The organism is Acinetobacter sp. ANC_7682, assembly GCF_056779795.1.
Genome location: NZ_JBWYIQ010000004.1, coordinates 118,568 through 139,865, shown reverse-complemented (window position 1 = coordinate 139,865; position 21,298 = coordinate 118,568). Strand labels below are relative to the sequence as shown.

Sequence of the window (21,298 nt, the reverse complement as noted above, 5' to 3'; positions counted from 1 at the left end):
ATATCCCTATGGCAAAAGGCTTTGTTTATTTATGTGCTGTGATTGATTGGCATAGCCGCAAGGTACTTGCGCATAGGGTATCGATTAGTATAGAGGTGGATTTTTGTATTTCGGCTTTAAATGAAGCAATTGAAAAATATGGATCACCTGAAATATTGAATACAGACCAAGGCAGTCAGTTCACCAGTGATGCATTTATTGATGTATTGAAATCAAATGGCATTCAAATCAGTATGGATGGTAAGGTCGATGGATTGATAATGTGATGGTTGAACGATTATGGCGGAGCGTTAAATATGAAGAGGTGTATCTCAAAGCTTATAGCAGTGTCACAGATGCGAAAAAGCAATTGAGTGCATATTTTGAGTTTTATAATTTGAAACGACCTCATTCGAGTCTAGACAAATTGACACCAAATGAGTTTTACTATGATCAGCTACCCCAACAAAACAAGGTGGCTTAACTAGAGCGGAATATCACTTATAAATACGCTTTTAGTTGTTCAAACAAGTGGGACCACCTCTGTTTAACCATTAATAATGTACTTAACCGTAAAAATGAGTACTTTTCTTCCAATACATCCGCAGTGACACCAACACCAAGTCCTGAAATTGGACGTCAGTTTATTGCCGATGTTACATTCAAGTTCTAACTCATGATTCCCATAGAGCACTTAGGTGCTCTTTTTTTATTTATGCCGCGTTAAACTTTTGGATTGCATAAAGAAAAAACAATTCAAGACTTGAAAAATATCAATTATCCTCGATATTACATAAAGTAATTCACTCAATCTTAGAATGAGCATATGAACAATCAAAACAAACCTGAAATTATTACGATAGAAGATCAAAGCTTTGGTAGCCATGTAGAACATTGGGCGCTGTTAACTGATGATCCGACTGTTCAGGTTCCAAAATGGTTGAGTGAAGCATTGAATGCCCCTGTCATGCCTATGGGGATTTGTACTGAAGAACAAGATATGGATCCGAATGTTTGGTTAATTCAAGGACCTAAACAACAACCTATCCAATTGGTTCAAGTTATTGCTGTAGAAGACAATAAACCTAAAGCAGTCAAAACAGCCTTCCCTACTTTTGATAGTCCTTATACGTTAAACGCAACGATTGAACGTATCATTACTTGTAAGTCCAACACGCAAGCAGTGTTACAATTAAAAGTTAGTGATAATAGTGTGGTTTATGCTTTTGATAGCTTATACAGCGTGAATCAAATTCAATACCAAAAAAATCAATCTTATAAAGTCCAATTAAATGCTTGGGCTTATGAGCTAGAAAAAGTTGCTGATCAAGAACAAATTGTTGTGGATGATCCAGCTTCAATTAAACACCATCGTGCTTTAAATGAAATTTTGAGTGAACACAATGGTGTAGCGCCAGATAATTTACAGCAGCTGATCGATGCTTGGGAACCTAAATCAGATGCCGATAAAGAACCTGTAACGGTCGATTTTTCGAAAATGGTGGCTTACTTGTACGGTGAAACCATGGGTCAGGAAGATGAGGCCTGGTTCCAAGGAAAAGTGGTTGGCAAGACCCAAATGCAGTTCAACGATCAATTTTATCAACTTTATGATGTAACACTTATTTTAGAAGAAAACCAACCTGCTACACTTATTCGTATCGCGACTAAGGATGAGAATTATAAAAATTTCGAAATTGGTCAATATATTCGTGGAAATATATGGATTCAGGCGAACATTTATGCTAAAAATACATCAAATAAATAGGATTTAACTATAAAGTAATATTTAGGCTCCTAGATGAAAATTATACCCGAACAATCAACAGGCTTAATGGAACAAGCACGCCCTCGTATTCGTGTAGACAAGGGTGCTTACTGTTTCTTTTTCTTAGGTGTTTTCCTCGCTGCTTTTATTTTCCACTTTACCAATCTTATTCCAGCATTTTAATAAATTAGCGTTGATTACTTTCATCTGCGTTTTAGTGCATAAAAAAAAAGCCTGTCATATGACAGGCTTATTTTACAGACTGATTTTTTAAGCGTTACGCTTCGCAAAATCATCCATAAATTTAACAAGAGCTTGTACACCTTCAAGTGGCACTGCATTGTAAATACTCGCACGCATACCACCTACTGAACGATGTCCTGCAAGATTTAATAAATTATTTTCCTCTGCTTCTTTCAGGAATTGCTTTTCAAGTTCAGGCTTCGCCAATGTAAATGGTACATTCATAATTGAACGATATTCTTTCGCAATTGGATTTGCATAGAAGTCACTTGAATCAATATAACCATACAATAATTCAGCTTTTTGCTGGTTCACTTGATGAATTGCTTCTACACCACCATGTTCAAGCAACCATTCAAATACTAAGCCTGATAAATACCAAGCATAAGTAGACGGTGTATTCACCATAGAATCGTTCTTTGCTTGCGCTGAATACTTCAAGATGCTCGGAATTTCTTCTTTTGCTTGGTCTAATAAATCATCACGAATGATTACCAATGTTAAACCAGCAGGACCGATATTTTTTTGCGCACCCGCGTAAATAAGACCAAATTTTGAAACATCAATTGGTGCCGACAAAATACTAGAAGATAAATCTGCAACCAGTGGTTTATCCGTAGTTGGGATATTTTTAAATTGAATACCACCAATTGTTTCATTATCTGCATAATGAACATAGGCAGCATCAGCAGATAAATTCCATGTACTTTCATCAGAAATTGCAAGATTACCATCTGCATCTTTAATGCCAGCTTCGATCACGTTAATTTCGCCATAACGTTTTGCTTCTTTTAAAGCTTTTTCAGACCAAATGCCAGTATGGATATAATCTGCTTTGTTATTTTTACCTAATAGATTCAATGGTATCGCAGAAAATTGTAGAGAAGCACCACCCTGTAAGAAAAGCACTTTGTAGTTATCAGGAATATTCATCAACTTGCGTAAGTCTGCTTCTGCTTTTTCAGCAACAGCGACGTAGTCTGCACTACGGTGACTCATTTCCATGATTGATAGGCCCTTACCCTGCCAATCAAGCATCTCAGCTTGAGCTTTTTCTAATACAGCAGTAGGTAATGCAGCAGGACCAGCACAGAAGTTGTACGCGCGCATGATTTTTCCTTTCAGAGTGAAACACAATAAAATGATGGCATTTAACCACAGATAACCATAGCTTGCAGTATATTCAACTTAAATAATTTCAATCTTGTTTTCACACTAAACCTATTTTTTCAATAAGCTCTACATTTATCAGAGATTTATGTTTACTATATTTTGAGAGACAACGTAGTTAGTAAGTTTAAATCGCTCACTACAACAGCTCTCAATCTGACAAAATTTATTATGACTATTTCGTTGTATTGTCTTTCATTTCAAACGAACAATTAAAACATCTCACCATACCATTCATAGCTGACTCTTTTAAAATGACTGTGTAATAAAAATACATCTTTTATATCTTGATCTACAATTTCAACAACCATTTCATTATTTTTATCTCGAACTGCATCATAAAGCGCATCAGTATTTACAGCTGAATGTTTTGTTTATGAACAATATTCCTCAGATTTCCCCTTTCTCCCCCTCATTCAGCTGAAATGAAAGAGGTTCACTACATACTGTTATAAACAGTGCTATTACAATCAGTAAGCTATAATTAAATTTGAGTTTCATTTTTAATTAAAATTCTTTTTAGACTATTGTTAATTAAAAAAGGACGCTTCAGCGTCCTTTTTTAATTCCTACAAATTATTCATCTGTAGATTTTTCATCGCTATCAGTCGCATCAATTTCTTGAGTATCTACTGATTCATTAGATTCAATTGAAGCCTCTTCAGCTTCAACTGATTCTATAAAATCATCTTCCTCAACAGCTTCAATCGCTTCAACACCAACCAATGTCTCGTTTTCACCTAAGCGGATTAAACGTACACCTTGTGCATTACGACCCGTCTGAGCAATTTCAGATGCACGAGTACGTACTAGCGTACCACCATCAGAAATCAGCATGACTTCTTTGCTGACATCGATCGCTACGGCACCAACTAGCTCACCATTACGATCAGATGTCTTGATCGCAATGACGCCTTTACCACCACGCTTCTTGGTCGGGAAGTCATCCACTGGCGTACGCTTACCGTAACCATTAGCTGAAGCACATAGCACTTCACCTGTTGCCGGGACAACAACTAATGAAACAATACGGCTTAAGAAATTAGAATCCGTATCTTCATCTTCTGAATCTACATCATTGTCTTCAATTTCCTCCGCTTGAGCCAATCCAATGGTGACACGCATACCACGTACACCTTTCGCAGATCGACCCATTGCACGTACATCAGTTTCTGCAAATCGAATCGCTTTACCTTCATTCGAGAACAACATAATTTGTTGTTCACCGTCAGTAATCGCAACACCAATTAAACGGTCATCTCCAGCTAACTCGATTGCACGTAAACCATTTGAACGTACATTAGAGAACTGCTCAAGTTCAACCCGCTTGATCGTACCGTATTCAGTTGCCATAAAGACATAGAAGTTTTTACGTAAGTTTTCTGCAAGCTCAGCAAATTCAACTACTACTTCATCATCAAGATCTGTAGTTGATAATTCAACTCCTAACTCTTTCAGATGTGTACGCAATTCGTCCGATAGATCGTCACCATCTGCTAGATCAGCAAATGATTTTTCTAATGCATCATAGTGTGCAGCAATGATTTCGTTTTGCTGTAATTGAGCTTGATGAGATTTAACAAACTGACGGAAATCCGCTAGACGTTCTTTAAATTTCTTCGGTGCATCAATCACTGGCAGAATAGCAGTAATTGTCTCATTTTCATCTAATGGCAATAAGTTCACCATAGGACGACCTTTTGCACCACGAGAAGCTTGAGGCACTTCAAAAACTTTTAAGCGATAGACTTTGCCGACATTGGTAAAGCATAAAACTGTTGCATGGTTGGATGTCACAATCAAATGTTGAATGTAATCATCTTCTTTCATAGACGTTGCTGATTTACCACGCCCACCACGACGTTGCGCAGCATAATCAGAAAGTGGCTGTGTTTTCGCATATCCTGATTGAGAAACCGTTAGAACAACTTGCTCTTCTGGAATTAAATCTTCACGAGAGAAATCTACACGAGATTCTACAATCGCAGTACGACGCTCATCACCATATTGCTGAAGAATAAGTGCAAGCTCTTCACGAATCACATTCATCAACAATTCAAAATCATTAAGAATTGCTGTCAACTCTGCAATTTGTGCCAAAATTTCAGAATATTCTGCATGCAGCTTATCTTGTTCTAACCCAGTTAAACGATGCAAACGTAATTCTAAAATTGCACCCACTTGAGTTGGTGAGAGACGATAAATATTGCCAGATAATCCAAACGGTTTATTAGGATCTTCGCCTTCAATTTCATCTGGGCGAACAGAAACTGAACCCGCTTTTTCTAATAAAGCAACTACGCCCCCTGCAGACCATTCCCCTGCTTGCAAACGTTCACGTGCTTCTTGCGGATTTGCAGAGGTTTTAATGGTTTCGATGATGGCATCAATATTTGCTAAAGCAACCGTTAAACCTTCCAAGATATGACCACGTTCACGCGCTTTACGTAATTCGAACATCGTACGACGTGTTACAACTTCTTGACGATGGCGAATGAAAGCAGCAATGATGTCTTTTAAATTCATCAGCTTTGGCTGGCCATTATCCAAGCAAACCATATTAATACTGAATGAATTTTGAAGCTGAGTGTTTTGGAATAGATTATTGACAATTACTTCAGCGTTTTCGCCACGCTTTAAGTCAATTGCAATACGCATCCCTTCTTTATCAGATTCGTCGCGTAACTCTGAAATACCTTCGAGCTTCTTCTCTTTCACAAGTTCAGCAATACGTTCAATCGTTTTTGCTTTGTTCACTTGATATGGAATTTCAGTGAATACAATTGTCGTGCGACCTGTTTTTTGGTCTTCTTCTAAATGGTACTTACCACGAATAAATAAACGACCTTTACCAGTACGGTAAGCATCAACAATACCTGATTTACCGTAAATGATACCGCCTGTAGGAAAGTCTGGACCCGAAATATGTTCCATCAATCCTTCAATACTGATATTCGGATTATTGGCATAGGCTAAGCACGCATTGACCACTTCAGTCATATTATGCGGCGCCATATTGGTTGCCATACCTACAGCAATACCCGTGACACCATTAATGAGTAAATTTGGCACACGAGTTGGCATAACTTGTGGGATACGCTCTGAACCGTCGTAGTTATCTTCCCACTCTACTGTATCTTTTTCTAAATCAGCTAACAGTTCATGCGTTAATTTACGCATACGCACTTCGGTATAACGCATCGCTGCTGCACTGTCACCATCAACAGAGCCGAAGTTACCCTGACCATCAACCAACTGATAACGTAAACTGAAATCTTGTGCCATACGAACGATTGTTTCGTATACAGCAGAGTCACCATGAGGGTGGTATTTACCGATTACATCACCAACGACACGCGCTGATTTTTTGTAAGCTTTGTTATAATCATTTCCAAGCTCATGCATCGCATAAAGAACACGGCGATGAACTGGCTTTAAACCATCTCTAACGTCTGGTAGTGCACGAGAGACAATGACACTCATAGCATAGTCGAGATATGAGCTCTTCAGTTCATCCTCAATGGCAATCGGTCGAATTTCCGATACGCTCATGCATACTCCTTATTACAAACAGCTTGAAGAAACTGCTCGATTTATATAATCAATCTTGCAAAAAATTAGCCCAAAATCTATGGAGCTAAATTCTAAAACTCAGCCGAAAATTATAGCACAAATCCGTATTTTTGTCCCTAAATTTTATGCATGATCTGTTTAATTTTATTCATAAAAATGACTAAATTTTCAACACAAAATTCTTAAACAGTTTTGCCCTAAAATGAATGATAAAAATCACTTTTTTTCTACTTATACATAAAAAAGATCCTCGTAAGGATCTTTATAAATACATGAATATTCTTCAATGATGAAGTTCGCGCTTGTCCGCTTTCATTAAACTAAAAGAAATTGCAAATAAGCTTAAAATCAACGGAAACTCATACAGCTCTTCGAGTAAGCTTTCATTACTATTTTCTGTGAGCAGGAGCATCCCTATAAAGCGATGATGCTCTATCGCATCAGAAACAACGAGCCCAATCACAGCCAAAACCAAGGCCCAAACTGGGATAATAGCTGTCTTAAACTTGTTCACAATCTCTGTGCGTAATTTTTGGTTCAATAGTGGAAAAACCACAGACCCAATCAATACAATTGAGATACCTCGAAAATAGATTTTTGGGACATCAGGGAAATAATCTCGCCCCCAACTGGTACTACGACCAAACAATAAAACCCACCAGCAAACAGCCCAAAGCCAAAACTCTTTCTTACCTTCTCTAAGCTGTAAAGGCTTTATGTAAAAATAGCTAATAACTGCAAAGGACAACAATAAAAGAGCCTGTAAATTTTCAATCAGACGCACGTCTTCCATACCAAACACATTGAAATGGACTTGATTAAATAATGGAAAAATTAAACATGAGACCGCGATTAGAACAAGCGGTAATGTTATTCGGGTGTCGACCAGCAAAACACAAACTCCCTCATTAATACATTGAAAGTATGAATGAGCTTAAAAAATGATGGCGAATCATATCACAATTACAAAAAACATATAAAACGGTAAATTCTGATCCCTTGATGAGAATAATCTATAATTTTGTTTTATGAGATTTTTTTGATGATTAAATATAAAAATGCCCTGACCAAGTAAAATGAAATGAATCATTACTCGATCAGAGCATTAGTACAGCAATGCTGAATTAGATTTTAGAAACTAATTCTGGAACCACTGTATTTAAGTCACCTACTAACCAGTAGTCAGCTACTGCATTAATTGGAGCTTCTTCATCTTTGTTGATCGCAACGATCACCTTAGAATCTTTCATACCTGCCAAGTGCTGAATCGCACCAGAGATACCTACAGCAATATAAAGGTCTGGCGCAACGATTTTACCCGTTTGACCAACTTGCATATCGTTTGGAACGAAACCAGCATCTACTGCTGCACGAGATGCACCTTGAGCTGCACCAAGCTTATCAGCTAATGGATCAAGTACTTTATGGTAGTTCTCACCAGAACCTACACCACGTCCACCAGATACAACAATGCGAGCTGCTGTTAATTCTGGACGTTCTGATTTTACGATTTCTTCAGATACGAACTTAGAAATACCCGCATCACCAGTAGAAGTTACAGCTTCAACCGCAGCAGATCCACCTTCAGCAGCAACTGCATCAAACGCTGTACCACGAACTGTACCAACAACAACTGATTCACCAGACTCTACAGTTGCAATCGCGTTACCAGCATAGATTGGACGCTTGAAAGTTTTAGGACCATCAACTGCAATAATGTCAGTAATCATACTTACATCAAGAAGTGCTGCAGCACGTGGAAGTACGTTTTTGCCCGTCGTTGTAGACGCCGCAAGAATGTGTGAATAACCTGTACCAATTGAAGCAACAAGCTTCGCTACATTTTCAGCCAATTGGTTTGCATATGCAGCATCGTCAGCTAAAAGAACTTTGCTTACACCAGCAACTTTAGCAGCTTCATCAGCAACTGCTTGAGCGCCTGAACCAGCAACTAATACAGTGATATCACCACCGATTTTTTGAGCCGCAGCTACAACGTTTAAAGTTGCACCGTTAAGTGCTTTGTTGTCGTGCTCAGCGATTACTAAAATACTCATGATTTTTATCCTTCTGTATTAGATCACTTTCGCTTCATTTTTTAGTTTTTCAACAAGCTCATCAACAGACTTCACTTGAACACCAGCTTTACGTTCAGCAGGCGCTTCAACTTTAACAGTCTTAAGCTTAGTTGCAGGATTAACACCAAAATCTGCAGGAGATTTAGTATCAAGCGGTTTCTTACGTGCTTTCATGATGTTTGGTAGAGCAGCATAACGTGGCTCATTCAAACGTAAGTCAGTCGTAATGATCGCTGGAAGTGCTAATTCAACAGTTTGTAAACCACCGTCGATTTCACGAGTCACTTGTACTTTATCGCCTTCAACTTTAACTTCTGAAGCAAATGTACCTTGACCAGCACCAAGTAATGCACCAAGCATCTGACCAACTTGGTTAGAGTCGTCATCAATTGCTTGTTTACCAAGAAGGATAAGTTGTGGCTGTTCAGCGTCTACAACGCCTTTAAGAATCTTCGCAACTTCTAAAGCACCAAGTTGGCTATCATCAGCTTCAACTAGGATACCGCGGTCTGCACCAAGCGCCATTGCAGAACGGATTTGTTCTTGCGCTTCTTTAGGACCAATAGAAACAACAACGATTTCTGAAACAGTTCCTTTTTCTTTTAAGCGAACCGCTTCTTCCACTGCGATTTCACAGAATGGGTTAATTGACATTTTAACGTTAGTAAGGTCAACCCCACTATTGTCCGGCTTTACGCGAACTTTAACGTTGGCATCAACCACACGTTTTACAGCAACAAGAGCCTTCATGTAATCCTCGGCTGTTTTAACAGAAGTAAATATTCAGAAAAGTTATAATAACTCTTCATTTAAAATTTTTAGGTGTCCTATCTTGCAATGTGTTTGGCATTTCGGTCAAGTCACAATTCACAAAACTGCTGTAAAAAAGCGTAATTTTCGTTGAACGGAGCGTTCACAAAATTATTTTGTTAATAAATTTGTCAGCTTTTCAATATTTTTTGTAAAAAATTAAACTTTGATTTTTAATATTTTTTTAATTTATTAACTACATCAGTTGAATTGATGCTGTAGAGTCTTATTTTACGTTGAAAAGCGTTGGCGTGAGTCACCAAATTTGAGGTAAAAAATGTCATAACAGACAGCAAAAATTACAATAACAGCTATTCTTTTTGAGTATAATTTAACCAAAGTTAATTCTATTTGAATAGAAAGCTCAAACATTAGTTTGCGCTTTTTTTAATGTTAATTCACAATGAGCCATGTTGCTGCCAATGAAAGCATCACTCCCGAACCACCATCAATCCATTTTTGACGTTTTTCATTTATCCCTGTTTTCTGTGTCAAAAATGCAAATACAAAACTCAATGATGAATAAATAATTAAGCATAATCCAATGAAGATTAGGGATAAGACAATCCCCTGTCCCATAATCGAAGAGGTATGCTGGTTAATAAATTGAGGCAAAATCGCAAAATAAATAAGCATACCTTTAGGATTAAGTAAGGATGTTATAAAACCGCGTCTAATCGGACTATTGACCTGACTTTGTTTAATTTCAATATTTTTGTGATTAAGCGCAGATCGAATCAAATTAAATGCCAAATAAAGCAAATAACAGATTCCTAACCATTTGATCGTTTCAAAAATAATAGGGAAAGAAATAATGATAGCCGCAATACCCACAACGACAAAAAAAGAATGGACGAAATAACCCAAACACACCCCTAAAGTCGCCATAACGCCTGCTTTCGCATTTTTACCCATTACCTGTGACAGAATAAATAACATATCCGGACCAGGCGTAAAAATAAGAGGGATAACTGTCAAAGCAAATAACCAATAGGTAGACATTTTCTTTCTTCCATCATTAATGAAAATGAAAAAAAAGTATCTTCGAATTTACATAAAATAGGATTTCAAATATTCTATTTATTCTTTAATTTTTAGAATTTAATTCTAACATATGAAAATAATATCTAAATCAATTTCAGTTAAATTAGATCGTATCGATAAAAGTATCATTCATGAACTTCAAACCAACGGTCGAATTCAAAATAATGATTTAGCCAAAGAGATTGGCTTATCACCATCCTCTTGTTTAAGACGCGTAAAAATTCTCGAAGATGCTGGAGTCATCCAGCAATACACAACCATTGTTGATCCTCAAAAAATCGGATTACAACTTATTCTATTTTCGCGTATTTGGTTGGTGGGACAAGACGCTGAAACCATCGATACTTTTATTGAAGCGATGAAAGAACTCCCTCAAGTCATGGAGTGCTATATTATTTTGGGCGAATGTGATGCGATGTTAAAAGTTGTCGTACCTGATTTGGAGAACTATCGTAAATTTCAGTCAGAACACTTAACCAAAAAAAATGGGATTACCAGTGTGAAAACGGATTTACCCAGTCAAATCATTAAACAAAGCTATCAACTGCCCCTGCAATCAATTTAATACCATTAAGCAATCGATCCGACTGACTTTTCAGATCGGACCGATTATCCATTTTGATCAAGTTAAAAAGTTAAATGTTCAATGCTTTAAGTTTTTTCAACCTCGATTTTTTCATTCAAAATTTTTTCTAAAAGTACATGCTGATCCACTGATTCACTCAATTTAGGATCACAAATTTTGAGTCTCCGTTTCAGCTCTTCCTGCAAATACAATTGATCCTCAAGTTCCAATTCAGTTTGACTAAGTTGCTGAGCAAAATTCCTAATTACATCTTCAAGTCGTTGATTTTCCTTTAATATAACGTATGCATAACCCAATACAAGCCCTTTTAAAATTTCCTGATAAGGCTTACCACGTTGAAAATTGTATGCCAATGAAGATAGTACCCGCTCACCAAAACCTAACTTACGATATGGGTCTCGTGCCACTCGATCACATGGGTCTTTATAAGCCGTCTCACAAGAGTCGATAAAACTCTTCGCCAACAATTCTAAATTTTCTTTTCGATGTGGTAGTAGATCCTTTAATCCAATTTTAACCTCATGGAGTACTGCCAACATAAATTTAGAAATTTGCTCATCAGAAAGTGCAATCCCGATCGTTTCATATTGTCGAAAACTTGCAGCCCATGCTGTCATTGCATGCACACCATTCCACATGCGATTTTTGATTAACTGTATCTCTTCAATCTCTTCAACCAGAATCATTTGGCGCATTTTTTCCAATAAAGGACTATTATTTTCCACATAAAGTGGCATATCTGTTTCGGCATGAAATAAGATTAATTCTAGATTCTGTAGAATATGCGCCGATTTGAATTTTTCGTATAGATCGTCAATATACTGAGTAGCCAATTGTTCTTGTTCAGCATTTAAACGCGTCCCTTCATCCACATCCGTCACGTCTAAATCATGCTCATCCTGCACATGTCTAAAAATGTTGTATTTGATTTTTAACTGTCTAAATAATTTTTGATCTGTAATTTTCGCTACCATTCGATTGACTACTGTATCGCAAAAATAGTGCTGCGACATGATGATATTGACCGTCTTCGCATCCGTAATTTCATGCAAAGCACTACAAATCTGTTGTTCAATTAATGATTTTGCGCCTACTTTGTTCAAAACAATTAAAACTGTTAGAGGATTCAACTGTTCTTCAAAATGGATATAACGCGCATACAACCCTTGAGCAATGGTTTTAGCCTCTTGCTCGATTGCCTTTTCAGGTAAACACAGTGCAATTAAACTTGATTCAATATACATGTGCTGCATCATTTCAATATTTGATGCATCTATGATGGTTATATTGTCTATTCGCTCGTCATGAGAGTGTTGCCCATAACGAATACTGTAACCACCAAAAGTATTCACACTATTTCTATAGAGTGAATTCCGCGTTGAAGCATAGATTTGTTTTGGTCGAGTATATCCATCCCAATGAGACAATACTTGGGCAATATAGCCACCACCTATTGCCCCAAAACCATGTATCCCCACGACATGCTGATTTAAAGTCTGAGGAAAAGAGTCAAATAGAGCAGGCATTTTTAATTTTGGTGTAAATTGATTCAAATCTTCCAGAAAATCATGCATGCTTTTGTAAAAGAAATTCGCTTTTTCGAGCATGGTTGAATTAGGTTCTTTGATATCTTGAAGTAATACCGTTAATCCACCCGCTTCAAACGCCGACATCACTCCATTTTCTGAGTCTTCAAACATTAAACATAAAGTTGGATCAATGTTCAGTTGCTCAACAGCTTTTAAGAAAATTTCTGGGTGTGGTTTTCCATTATCAACCTCATCGCCGCATACGATAATGTCGAAAAACTTATATACATTGGCATTGATTAAATACTCTTCAGCTATTTCACGTCGACTCGAAGTTGCTACTGCCATTTTCAGATTGGACTTTCTTAAACGTTCAAGAACTTGCATGAGTCCAAATTTAATCGGCACTCCGTATTTTCTTACATGCTCAAGTTCTAGCTGATCTGCTCGCTTTCTAATTTCCGCATACGGCACTTCTTGACCATATTGCTGATTTGCTAGTTTTTCGGCACTACGAGCACTCAGACCCAAACAAGATAATAAATAAGCGTCTGTAAATTCGACTCCAATGAGCTCTAATGATGCTTGCTTCAACGTTTGAAAACGAAGTCGCTCCGTATCAAACATTGTGCCATCCATATCAAAAATGGCGGCATGGATATTATTTTCATGAAATTTAATCATTTACCCCTCTCCAAAAAAAATCAAAATTACTAGACAAGTGTAAAGAATTTGACTGAATCGAATGGGCAGAATAAATATATGAAACAAAATTGATTATTATTTAATCAATATTTTTATCTTTATGTATTGAGTTGTTGGAAACAGGTAAATTTAATTTTCTACAAAGTAACAGAACTAAAATTATTAGCCCTGTTTTTTAAATGATTTTTTTCAAACTTGATTGAGCGCCGCCAAGTAATCACGATGGACGTGACTCAATTCAATAATAGGATATTGTTCTAGTTCAAAAATTTTCCAAACTTCAATAAAGTCTTCTTTCAAATCAACTCCTTGATCTGCAATAGGTCTTTCTTGCCATTGCTGATCAGAAATCCACAAATAAGTCTTAGATGCTACTGGATCAATCGCTTGGATTTTTCCTTCAGTATTAATACCCTGCACATAGGCATTGTTAGGTAAAGCGGCTTCTATCGTCGGGAGATTGATTTCCACAAAATGTTTCACCTGACGTAAACCATAACCTGCAAAGATGTCTTTTTGTGCTGAAGAGAGTTGCTGATACTTTTGATCAATATTGTCAATCATGGCTTGACCTAATCATTCCTGCAAAATATTTTTTAATTTGTATACAACTTAAATCCATCTATTAAAGTTATACCTTAAAAATCGTATTAAAAAAAATCAATTCGAAAAATTTAAGCTAAAGTTTAAGGGAAAATTATTTTTAAAAGCGCAGCTTTCAAAAGCTCAATCCCAACAATACATTATTTTTCAAATTATTTTATTCGCATTAAATTAAAGCATTTTATTTATATCAATGGTTATTAGCTATTTTCTGGAGCATAAAACTGTAAATTTCATTCATTTTTAGAGTGGCACATTCATTGCTTAACCAGTTTAAACTTAATCTGGGGAATGCACATGATCACATTTCAAAAAACTCTGCTTGTTGTCACGATAGCAACTTTCTTAACAGCCTGTGGTGACAATGAAAGTAGCACAAATAATTCTAACACGCCGCCTCCTGTCCCATTTAATCCTGTAGAAGCAACCATTACTGATTTGCATAACTCGATTTTAAGCAAAGGTTCATCTTGTGTTGATGTTGTGCAAGGATATTTAAATCGTATATCAGCTTACGATCGACAAGGTCCAGAGCTCAATAGCATTATTTCTTTAAACCCAAATGCACTTAAAGAAGCAGAAGTGCTCGACCAACAATTTGCAAAAAATTCGAAACTTTCAGGACCTCTTCACTGTGTCACTGTACTCGCTAAAGACAATATTGATGCTGTAGATATGGCGAACACAGCAGGTTCTGTAGCATTAAAAGATAATTTTCCACATGATGATGCCTATATCATAAAAAATATCAAAGAAAATGGCGGAATTATTTTAGGGAAAGCCAATCTTGATGAGTTCGCTTTCGGCTTTGGTGGAAAATCAACTCTAGGTGATCAAACTAAAAATGTGTATGACTTAAGTAAAGGCCCAGGTGGTTCATCATCAGGAACTGGCGCTGCCATATCTGCAAGTTTTGCAATGGTGGGAATAGGAACTGATACGGGAGGGTCAATTCGTGTGCCTTCATCAGTACAGGGTCTTGTCGGTTTACGACCTTCTTTACGTCTTTTGAGCCAAGATGGAATTATTCCACTGGCACCAACTCAAGATACTGCTGGACCAATGTGTAGACAAGCTATTGACTGTGCAAAATTAATGGATGCAATGATCGGATTCGATAGCTCATTAAGTTCAAATCAACGCAGTGAATTTGCGCGTACTTCTCCTCTTCTAAAATCAGAGTCTGCTTACCGCGAATTGATTAATCAACCGAATAGCTACGTTCCTCATGACACTGTAAGTCTTGTAGGAAAGCGTATTGGTATATTACAAGCACTTTACCCTTCCGAAGGTTCAACCACTCAACAGAAAGAAGACTACAATCTCGTTAAAGAAGCAATGGATAACGCAATTACTAAACTTGAAGAGGCTGGAGCAACTGTAGAAATAGTTACAATAAGCGATCTAAATACAATTTTGACACGTTATTCGAGTCTTTCAAGTGCTGAATTTAAAATATCACTTACAGAGTATTTAAAGACCACAAGAAGTATTTACCAATCGTATGAAGATTTACTCGCTAGTGGACTAATGATCCGTAACTTCAGCGGCTATAATTCTGATCCAACAAGTGCTTCATATATTGAGAATTATGAGCGCAACACCACTGAAAGAAGTCCATTCGTGCGCTTACGCATGAATAGTGCTTTAAATAATGTTGAACTAGATGGTACTCGTAAAGGCGTACAATACGACGCTTTAGCCTACCCTTCTATTACTGGGTTTGCTGGCAATTTAGGAAGTAGCCCGACCACAGGTACCAATAATCGCCTAAGTCCGTTTAGTGGTTTTCCTGCATTATCTATGCCTGCTAAATCAGTGAACTCAAGTCGCAGTAGTTATCCTATGAATGTTAACATCGAGTTTATTGCTCGTGAATTTGATGAGCCGACTTTATTTGAAATCGCAGTCGCATTCCAAAAAGTGAATCCCGCACGTATGATACCTATACACACACCAGCACTTTAAACAGATAACTTTATCATTCAGTACAGTATTAAGTATATTCAATATACTTAATACTGAGGATTAAGATTTTTGGGCTCTAGGGTGAGCTTTATCGTAGACTTGAGCCAAACGATCAAAATCTAACTGAGTATAAATTTGTGTCGTAGATAGATTACTATGACCTAGCATTTCTTGAACTGCTCGTAAATCACCACTGTTTGAAAGCAGATGACTAGCAAAACAGTGTCGCAATAAGTGAGGATGTAAATCCACATTTACGCCCGCTCTCTGTGCTTGCAATTTGACTCGATTTTCAATCTGTCGATTGGTCAATCGATTCCCTTTTTTAGTAATAAAAACTGGGGAATCTAACTCAATTTCCCCACACCAGATACGATGGACTTTGAGCCATTCAATTAAACCTGTTTTCGCTTTCAAACCAAAAGGAACAACCCGAGTTTTATTTCCCTTACCCGTAATTCGAAGTAATTGTCGTGTAAAATCGATATCTCGAATATTCAATCCTTGTACTTCGGCTAATCGTAAACCACTTGAATAAAGCAGCTCCAAAATAGCTTTATCTCTTAACCACAAGAGATGATCTTGAGAGGATTCAGGTGCAGGTTGATCCAAAATTTGCTGAATCGTTTCGACATCAACCATACCCGGCAAAGGCCTTGGCTGTCTTTTTAACTTAAAATCATGAATGGGATTATTCGATAGATATTTCCCTTCCACAGCCCATTTCATGAATTGACGAATGGCTGTTAAATGACGTTGTAAGCTTGCACTATTGAGTTGATGTTGTTCAACCTTATAAGCCATATATTCTCGTAAATCAGATGCTTCAACCTGATTTAATTCAATTTTCTTTTCATAACAAAAGTCAATAAAACCAGACACATCACGGAAATACGCCTCAAGCGTATGCTCAGATTGATTTTGAATCTTTCTCTCTTTCAACCACATTGACAGCAATTGCATTGCGCCATATTGCATTTGGCTTTCTCTCTATTGAATCGATGTCTAATCATCAATACTCGTGGGCATTCCAACAAATCATAAAGTAAAAAGCCCTGAATTTCAGGGCTTTTTAGTCAGGAAATAAGTTTTATTGAAAATAACGTAGATCCAAACGACCTTCATAAACCGTTGCAGTTGGACCAGTCATCCAAACCACATCTCCCTCTTTCCATTCAATCAGCAATTTACCGCCGGCAAGTTCGATTTCCACATTGCTAGACAATAAACCACGGCGCATACCTGAGACAGCAGCAGCACATGCACCTGTACCACAAGCTAATGTTTCTCCCACACCACGTTCAAAAACTCGTAATCGAGCATGTTTTTCATCAACAATCTGCATAAATCCAGCATTTACACGCTCAGGAAAACGTTCGTGAGATTCCACTTGAGGGCCTATTTTAGCAACATCAGCAGTTAACACGTCTGGCACAATGGTCACTGCATGCGGATTTCCCATATTAACCACATCAATGCTGATCGTCTCATTGTCCGCTAAAGCTAAATCATATAAAGCAGCAGGCGCTTCTGCTAGAAATGGGATTTGGTTCGGTAAGAACTTCGGATACCCCATGTTCACACGCACCCATCCATTCGCACCCAACTCAGGCTCGACGATCCCCGCCTTTGTTTGCACTTTGAATTTAGTTTTATTGGTTAAATGACGATCATGAACAAATTTGGCAAAACAACGAACCCCATTGCCACATTGCTCAACCTCAGAACCATCCGCATTAAAAATGCGATATTTGAAATCAACGTTCGGATGATCTGGTGTTTCAACAATTAATAACTGATCAAAACCGATGCCAAAATTACGGTCAGCCAAACGGCGAATCATGACAGGATCTAGATAAGCACGTTGGCTGATTAAATCAACCACCATGAAGTCATTACCCAGACCATGCATTTTAGTAAATTCTAGCAACATCTATTGTCTCCTTAAGGCAATAAGGACTCACGTTCCCACAGAGACTCAATCGTTTCACGTTGACGAATTAAGTGTGCTTGATCACCGTCAACCATCACCTCTGCTGCACGACCTCGGCTGTTGTAATTTGAACTCATCACAAAACCATAAGCACCTGCACCTAAAACGGCCAAATGATCGTTCGCTTGAATCGCAAGTTCACGCTCTTTACCGAGGAAGTCACCTGTTTCACAGATCGCACCAACCACATCCCAAACTTTTTTCTCAGTTTGCGAATTTTGATTAACCTCTTGGATATCCATCCAAGCTTCGTACAAAGAAGGACGAATCAAGTCATTCATTGCTGCATCAACAATTGCAAAATTGCGATGATTGGTTGGCTTTAAAAGATCAACTTTCGTCACCAATACGCCAGCATTCGCCGAAATACTACGCCCTGGCTCCATATACACTTTAAGACCAAGTTTTTCTAATGCAGGACGTAAAGCATTTGCATATTCTTCAACTGTCGGTGGAACTTCATCTTTATAAGTCACACCAAGACCACCACCAATATCAATATGTTTGAGGTTGATCCCTAATTTTTTCAATGCTTCAATCATGTTCATGACACGATCAAGTGCATCAACAAAAGGTTGAGTTTCAGTCAATTGTGAACCAATATGACAATCAATTCCTACGATATCTAAGTGACTTAAACTTGCTGCATACTGATAAGTTTCATATACCGAATCAGAAGGAATACCAAATTTATTTTCTTTAAGACCAGTCGAGATATATGGATGTGTTTTGGCATCAACATCTGGATTTACCCGAAGTGAAATTGGAGCTTTTACATTAAGTTCTGCTGCAACTTTTTGAATACGGTCAAGCTCTGCATATGATTCCACATTAAAACAAGCAATACCCACTTCTAATGCTTGACGAATGTCAGCTTCAGACTTGCCCAAACCAGAGAAGACTATTTTAGAAGCGTCACCACCTGCGCGTAAAACACGTGCTAATTCACCACCAGTCACGATATCAAACCCGCAACCAAGTTTCGCCAACACATTTAGAACAGCGATATTTGAGTTTGACTTCACTGCAAAACAAATTTGGTGATCGATAAAATTAAAAGCACGATCCATATCCAAATAATGTTTTTCAAAAGTTGCTTTTGAATAAACATAAAGTGGTGTACCAAATTGCTGAGCAAGTTGATCCAATGAACATTGTTCTGCGTGCAAAACCCCTTGAATGCGAGGGAAACTCATGGATGTATCCTTTCTAAATTGCGCTGGAGAAAAAAATAAATGAATATTAATCTTGAGTAGGTACAGCATCTGCTTTAGGTTCAGCTTGATCCTGACTTGGGCGATCACTGTTTTTATAAATTAAATATTGTGCTCGCTTGTCATAGTTTGGATCACTGGGTAGTTGTAATGCACCAGTCTGACCACATCCAGCCAAAATTGAAACAACGGCTGCACTGATAACTCCGATCAAAATACGCATACCTACACCTATCAGTAAAATTTATAGAAGTATACCTTGATCATCTAATTCACCAAAGTATTTAACGCAACAGAAATAAAAAAACGCCAGTTTTTACTGACGTTTCTTTTGACCTAAATTGCAAATCATTTATAAGTTTTTATTTTTTATTATAAAAACCAAAATAACCAATGATCAGAATAACAAACCAAATCGGGCTCACCATCAATGCACGGCGAGTATCATCTTCTAAAGCCAATACTCCAATCATACCAATAAAGAATATAGCAACAATCGCACATGTCACCAATCCACCTGGTAGTTTAAATTTCGATTTGGCATGAAGTTCTGGGCGTGTTTTGTAATAGACCACATAACTCCAAATGATCATCAACCATACACAAATAAATAAAATGGTGGAAAGTGTTGTCGCTAAAGTAAATGCTTCCACCGTATTCGGTACGAAGTATTGCAGTGCTGCCCCTAGTAACAAACATACTGCTGAGAAATACAAGGCATTCGCTGGCACAGCTCGCTTATTCAGTCTTCCAAACGCTTCAGGTGCTTGAGTTTCGCGCGATAAGCCAAACAGCATGCGGCTGGTTGAGAATACGCCACTGTTCATCGATGACATCACTGAAGACAATACAACCAAATTCATAATAATAGCAGCGGCTGCAATACCTGCTTGACTAAACAAGTTTACAAATGGGGAAATATTCGGATCAATCGTATTCCATGGTGTAACCGACATCACCACCAGCAACGATAAAACATAGAAAATAATGATTCGAATAGGAATCGAATTGACAGCTTTCGGCAAATTCGTTTCAGGATCTTTAGTTTCAGCTGCGGTTGTACCCACCAGTTCTACACCCACAAAAGCAAAAATTGCGATTTGGAAGCCTGCCAAGAAACCGATTGCACCTGTTGGGAAGATCCCGCCGTGTGACCAAATATTACTGAATGCTGCGATTTCACCTGATGTAGAAGTGAAACCTGTAAATATCATCCAAAAGCCAACGCCAATTAAAACCACAATTGCGATAATCTTGATTAAAGCAAACCAGAATTCTAATTCACCAAACAGTTTCACCGTAACAAGATTCAATCCCATGATAAATACGATTGCAGCGATGCTAATCATTACCCCTTCTTCAGGGCTAAAAGGCATCCCATTATTGAAGAACTGAAGGTAATAAATGATCGCCGATAAATCTGCAATACCAATGGTGATCCAACACAGCCAGTAGGTCCAGCCCACAAAGTAACCTGCCCATGGTCCAATTAAATCCGTGGCGAAATCAATAAAAGACTTATATTGCAAATTTGAAAGCAACAATTCGCCTAGTGCTCGCATCACTAAAAAAACCATGAAACCGATGATCATGTAAATTACAAGGATTGAAGGACCAGCTAGGCTAATTGTTTTCCCAGAGCCCATGAACAAACCTGTTCCAATTGCGCCTCCAATTGCAATTAACTGCAAATGTCGATTGGATAGACTTCGTTGTAATTCACCATTTTGCTGAGGCGAATTTATATTTTGATCTGACATTTTCAAATTCACCAAATATATTAATCGGCACAACTTAACTGAAAAAAATCAGATTTCAAAAAGAAAATTAGCACGATCAATATTTTCTAATTAGTTTAAAGTATTAATTCATTTTTCTTATATATCGCTAGAATGATCATTTATTCATCACATTTATTTATCTTATTTTGAGTAAAATATTGAAAATCTTGTTGTTATATGTAAAAAATATAAGTGCAAAAAATAATCAAAAGGAATGATGTGTTTGATCGCACAAAAGTATGGCATATCCCTTG

Annotated in this window: 17 protein-coding genes and 1 pseudogene; 5 read left to right on the top strand and 13 right to left on the bottom strand. The window is 37.5% G+C overall.

All coding sequences use genetic code 11. The features are described from left to right. The 3 genes and pseudogenes from AC1M9D_RS03075 to AC1M9D_RS03065 all read left to right on the top strand — a co-directional run. Window positions 1-463, top strand: a pseudogene (locus AC1M9D_RS03075) (IS3 family transposase); the annotation flags it as partial. Between the two features lie 342 nt (window positions 464-805). Next, window positions 806-1,747 (top strand): hypothetical protein, encoded by a 942-nt coding sequence (locus tag AC1M9D_RS03070; protein ID WP_481611476.1) that lies wholly within the window; start codon window positions 806-808, stop codon window positions 1,745-1,747. 33 nt (window positions 1,748-1,780) lie between these two features. Then, window positions 1,781-1,930 carry a hypothetical protein gene (locus AC1M9D_RS03065; RefSeq protein ID WP_171076764.1) on the top strand — a complete coding sequence of 50 codons (150 nt, stop codon included), beginning with the start codon at window positions 1,781-1,783 and terminating at the stop codon, window positions 1,928-1,930. Window positions 1,931-2,017: 87 nt separating this feature from the next. Here AC1M9D_RS03065 and serC read toward each other — a convergent pair whose 3' ends face one another. From serC to AC1M9D_RS03035, 6 genes are all read right to left on the bottom strand, one after another. After that, on the bottom strand, window positions 2,018-3,100 hold the full coding sequence (gene serC / locus AC1M9D_RS03060) for a 3-phosphoserine/phosphohydroxythreonine transaminase (protein WP_481611475.1): 1,083 nt from the start codon (window positions 3,098-3,100) through the stop codon (window positions 2,018-2,020). Between the two features lie 636 nt (window positions 3,101-3,736). Then, window positions 3,737-6,712 carry a DNA gyrase subunit A gene (gyrA, locus tag AC1M9D_RS03055; RefSeq protein ID WP_481611474.1) on the bottom strand — a complete coding sequence of 992 codons (2,976 nt, stop codon included), beginning with the start codon at window positions 6,710-6,712 and terminating at the stop codon, window positions 3,737-3,739. 304 nt (window positions 6,713-7,016) lie between these two features. Continuing rightward, window positions 7,017-7,625, bottom strand: coding sequence for a hypothetical protein (locus AC1M9D_RS03050; RefSeq protein ID WP_035266431.1), 609 nt, complete (start codon window positions 7,623-7,625; stop codon window positions 7,017-7,019). 232 nt (window positions 7,626-7,857) lie between these two features. Next, window positions 7,858-8,790, bottom strand: coding sequence for an FAD-binding protein (locus AC1M9D_RS03045; RefSeq protein ID WP_481611473.1), 933 nt, complete (start codon window positions 8,788-8,790; stop codon window positions 7,858-7,860). Between the two features lie 18 nt (window positions 8,791-8,808). After that, window positions 8,809-9,561: an electron transfer flavoprotein subunit beta/FixA family protein gene (locus AC1M9D_RS03040; protein ID WP_035266425.1), complete on the bottom strand. Its 753-nt coding sequence runs from the start codon at window positions 9,559-9,561 to the stop codon at window positions 8,809-8,811. A 453-nt stretch (window positions 9,562-10,014) separates the two neighbouring features. Then, on the bottom strand, window positions 10,015-10,623 hold the full coding sequence (locus tag AC1M9D_RS03035) for a LysE family translocator (RefSeq protein ID WP_481611472.1): 609 nt from the start codon (window positions 10,621-10,623) through the stop codon (window positions 10,015-10,017). A gap of 112 nt (window positions 10,624-10,735) precedes the next feature. On the opposite strand from AC1M9D_RS03035, the gene AC1M9D_RS03030 reads away from it, so the two are divergent. Then, on the top strand, window positions 10,736-11,230 hold the full coding sequence (locus tag AC1M9D_RS03030; RefSeq protein ID WP_092765973.1) for an Lrp/AsnC family transcriptional regulator: 495 nt from the start codon (window positions 10,736-10,738) through the stop codon (window positions 11,228-11,230). Window positions 11,231-11,316: 86 nt separating this feature from the next. Here the strand turns inward: AC1M9D_RS03030 and mtlD are convergent, their stop codons facing one another. Together mtlD and AC1M9D_RS03020 are read right to left on the bottom strand one after the other, a co-directional pair. After that, window positions 11,317-13,464, bottom strand: coding sequence for a bifunctional mannitol-1-phosphate dehydrogenase/phosphatase (gene mtlD / locus AC1M9D_RS03025; protein WP_481611471.1), 2,148 nt, complete (start codon window positions 13,462-13,464; stop codon window positions 11,317-11,319). A 210-nt stretch (window positions 13,465-13,674) separates the two neighbouring features. Further along, window positions 13,675-14,049: a hypothetical protein gene (locus AC1M9D_RS03020; RefSeq protein WP_035267044.1), complete on the bottom strand. Its 375-nt coding sequence runs from the start codon at window positions 14,047-14,049 to the stop codon at window positions 13,675-13,677. A gap of 336 nt (window positions 14,050-14,385) precedes the next feature. Between AC1M9D_RS03020 and AC1M9D_RS03015 the strand changes: the two genes are divergently transcribed. After that, window positions 14,386-16,056, top strand: coding sequence for an amidase (locus tag AC1M9D_RS03015; protein WP_481611470.1), 1,671 nt, complete (start codon window positions 14,386-14,388; stop codon window positions 16,054-16,056). Window positions 16,057-16,116: 60 nt separating this feature from the next. Here AC1M9D_RS03015 and AC1M9D_RS03010 read toward each other — a convergent pair whose 3' ends face one another. The 5 genes from AC1M9D_RS03010 to AC1M9D_RS02990 all read right to left on the bottom strand — a co-directional run bounded on the left by AC1M9D_RS03010 (window position 16,117) and on the right by AC1M9D_RS02990 (window position 21,023). Then, complete coding sequence (locus AC1M9D_RS03010) at window positions 16,117-17,034, bottom strand: tyrosine recombinase XerC (protein ID WP_481611469.1); 918 nt, start codon at window positions 17,032-17,034, stop codon at window positions 16,117-16,119. Window positions 17,035-17,146: 112 nt separating this feature from the next. Beyond that, window positions 17,147-17,989, bottom strand: coding sequence for a diaminopimelate epimerase (gene dapF / locus AC1M9D_RS03005; protein ID WP_035267038.1), 843 nt, complete (start codon window positions 17,987-17,989; stop codon window positions 17,147-17,149). 11 nt (window positions 17,990-18,000) lie between these two features. After that, the gene (gene lysA / locus AC1M9D_RS03000) at window positions 18,001-19,245 is read right to left on the bottom strand and encodes a diaminopimelate decarboxylase (protein WP_481588528.1); all 1,245 of its coding nucleotides are present in this window, start codon (window positions 19,243-19,245) and stop codon (window positions 18,001-18,003) included. Window positions 19,246-19,291: 46 nt separating this feature from the next. After that, window positions 19,292-19,486: an LPS translocon maturation chaperone LptM gene (gene lptM / locus AC1M9D_RS02995; protein ID WP_035267033.1), complete on the bottom strand. Its 195-nt coding sequence runs from the start codon at window positions 19,484-19,486 to the stop codon at window positions 19,292-19,294. A gap of 139 nt (window positions 19,487-19,625) precedes the next feature. After that, a complete protein-coding gene (locus AC1M9D_RS02990) occupies window positions 19,626-21,023 on the bottom strand; it encodes an amino acid permease (protein ID WP_481611468.1) in 1,398 nt (465 codons plus the stop codon). Window positions 21,024-21,298 lie beyond the last annotated feature (275 nt).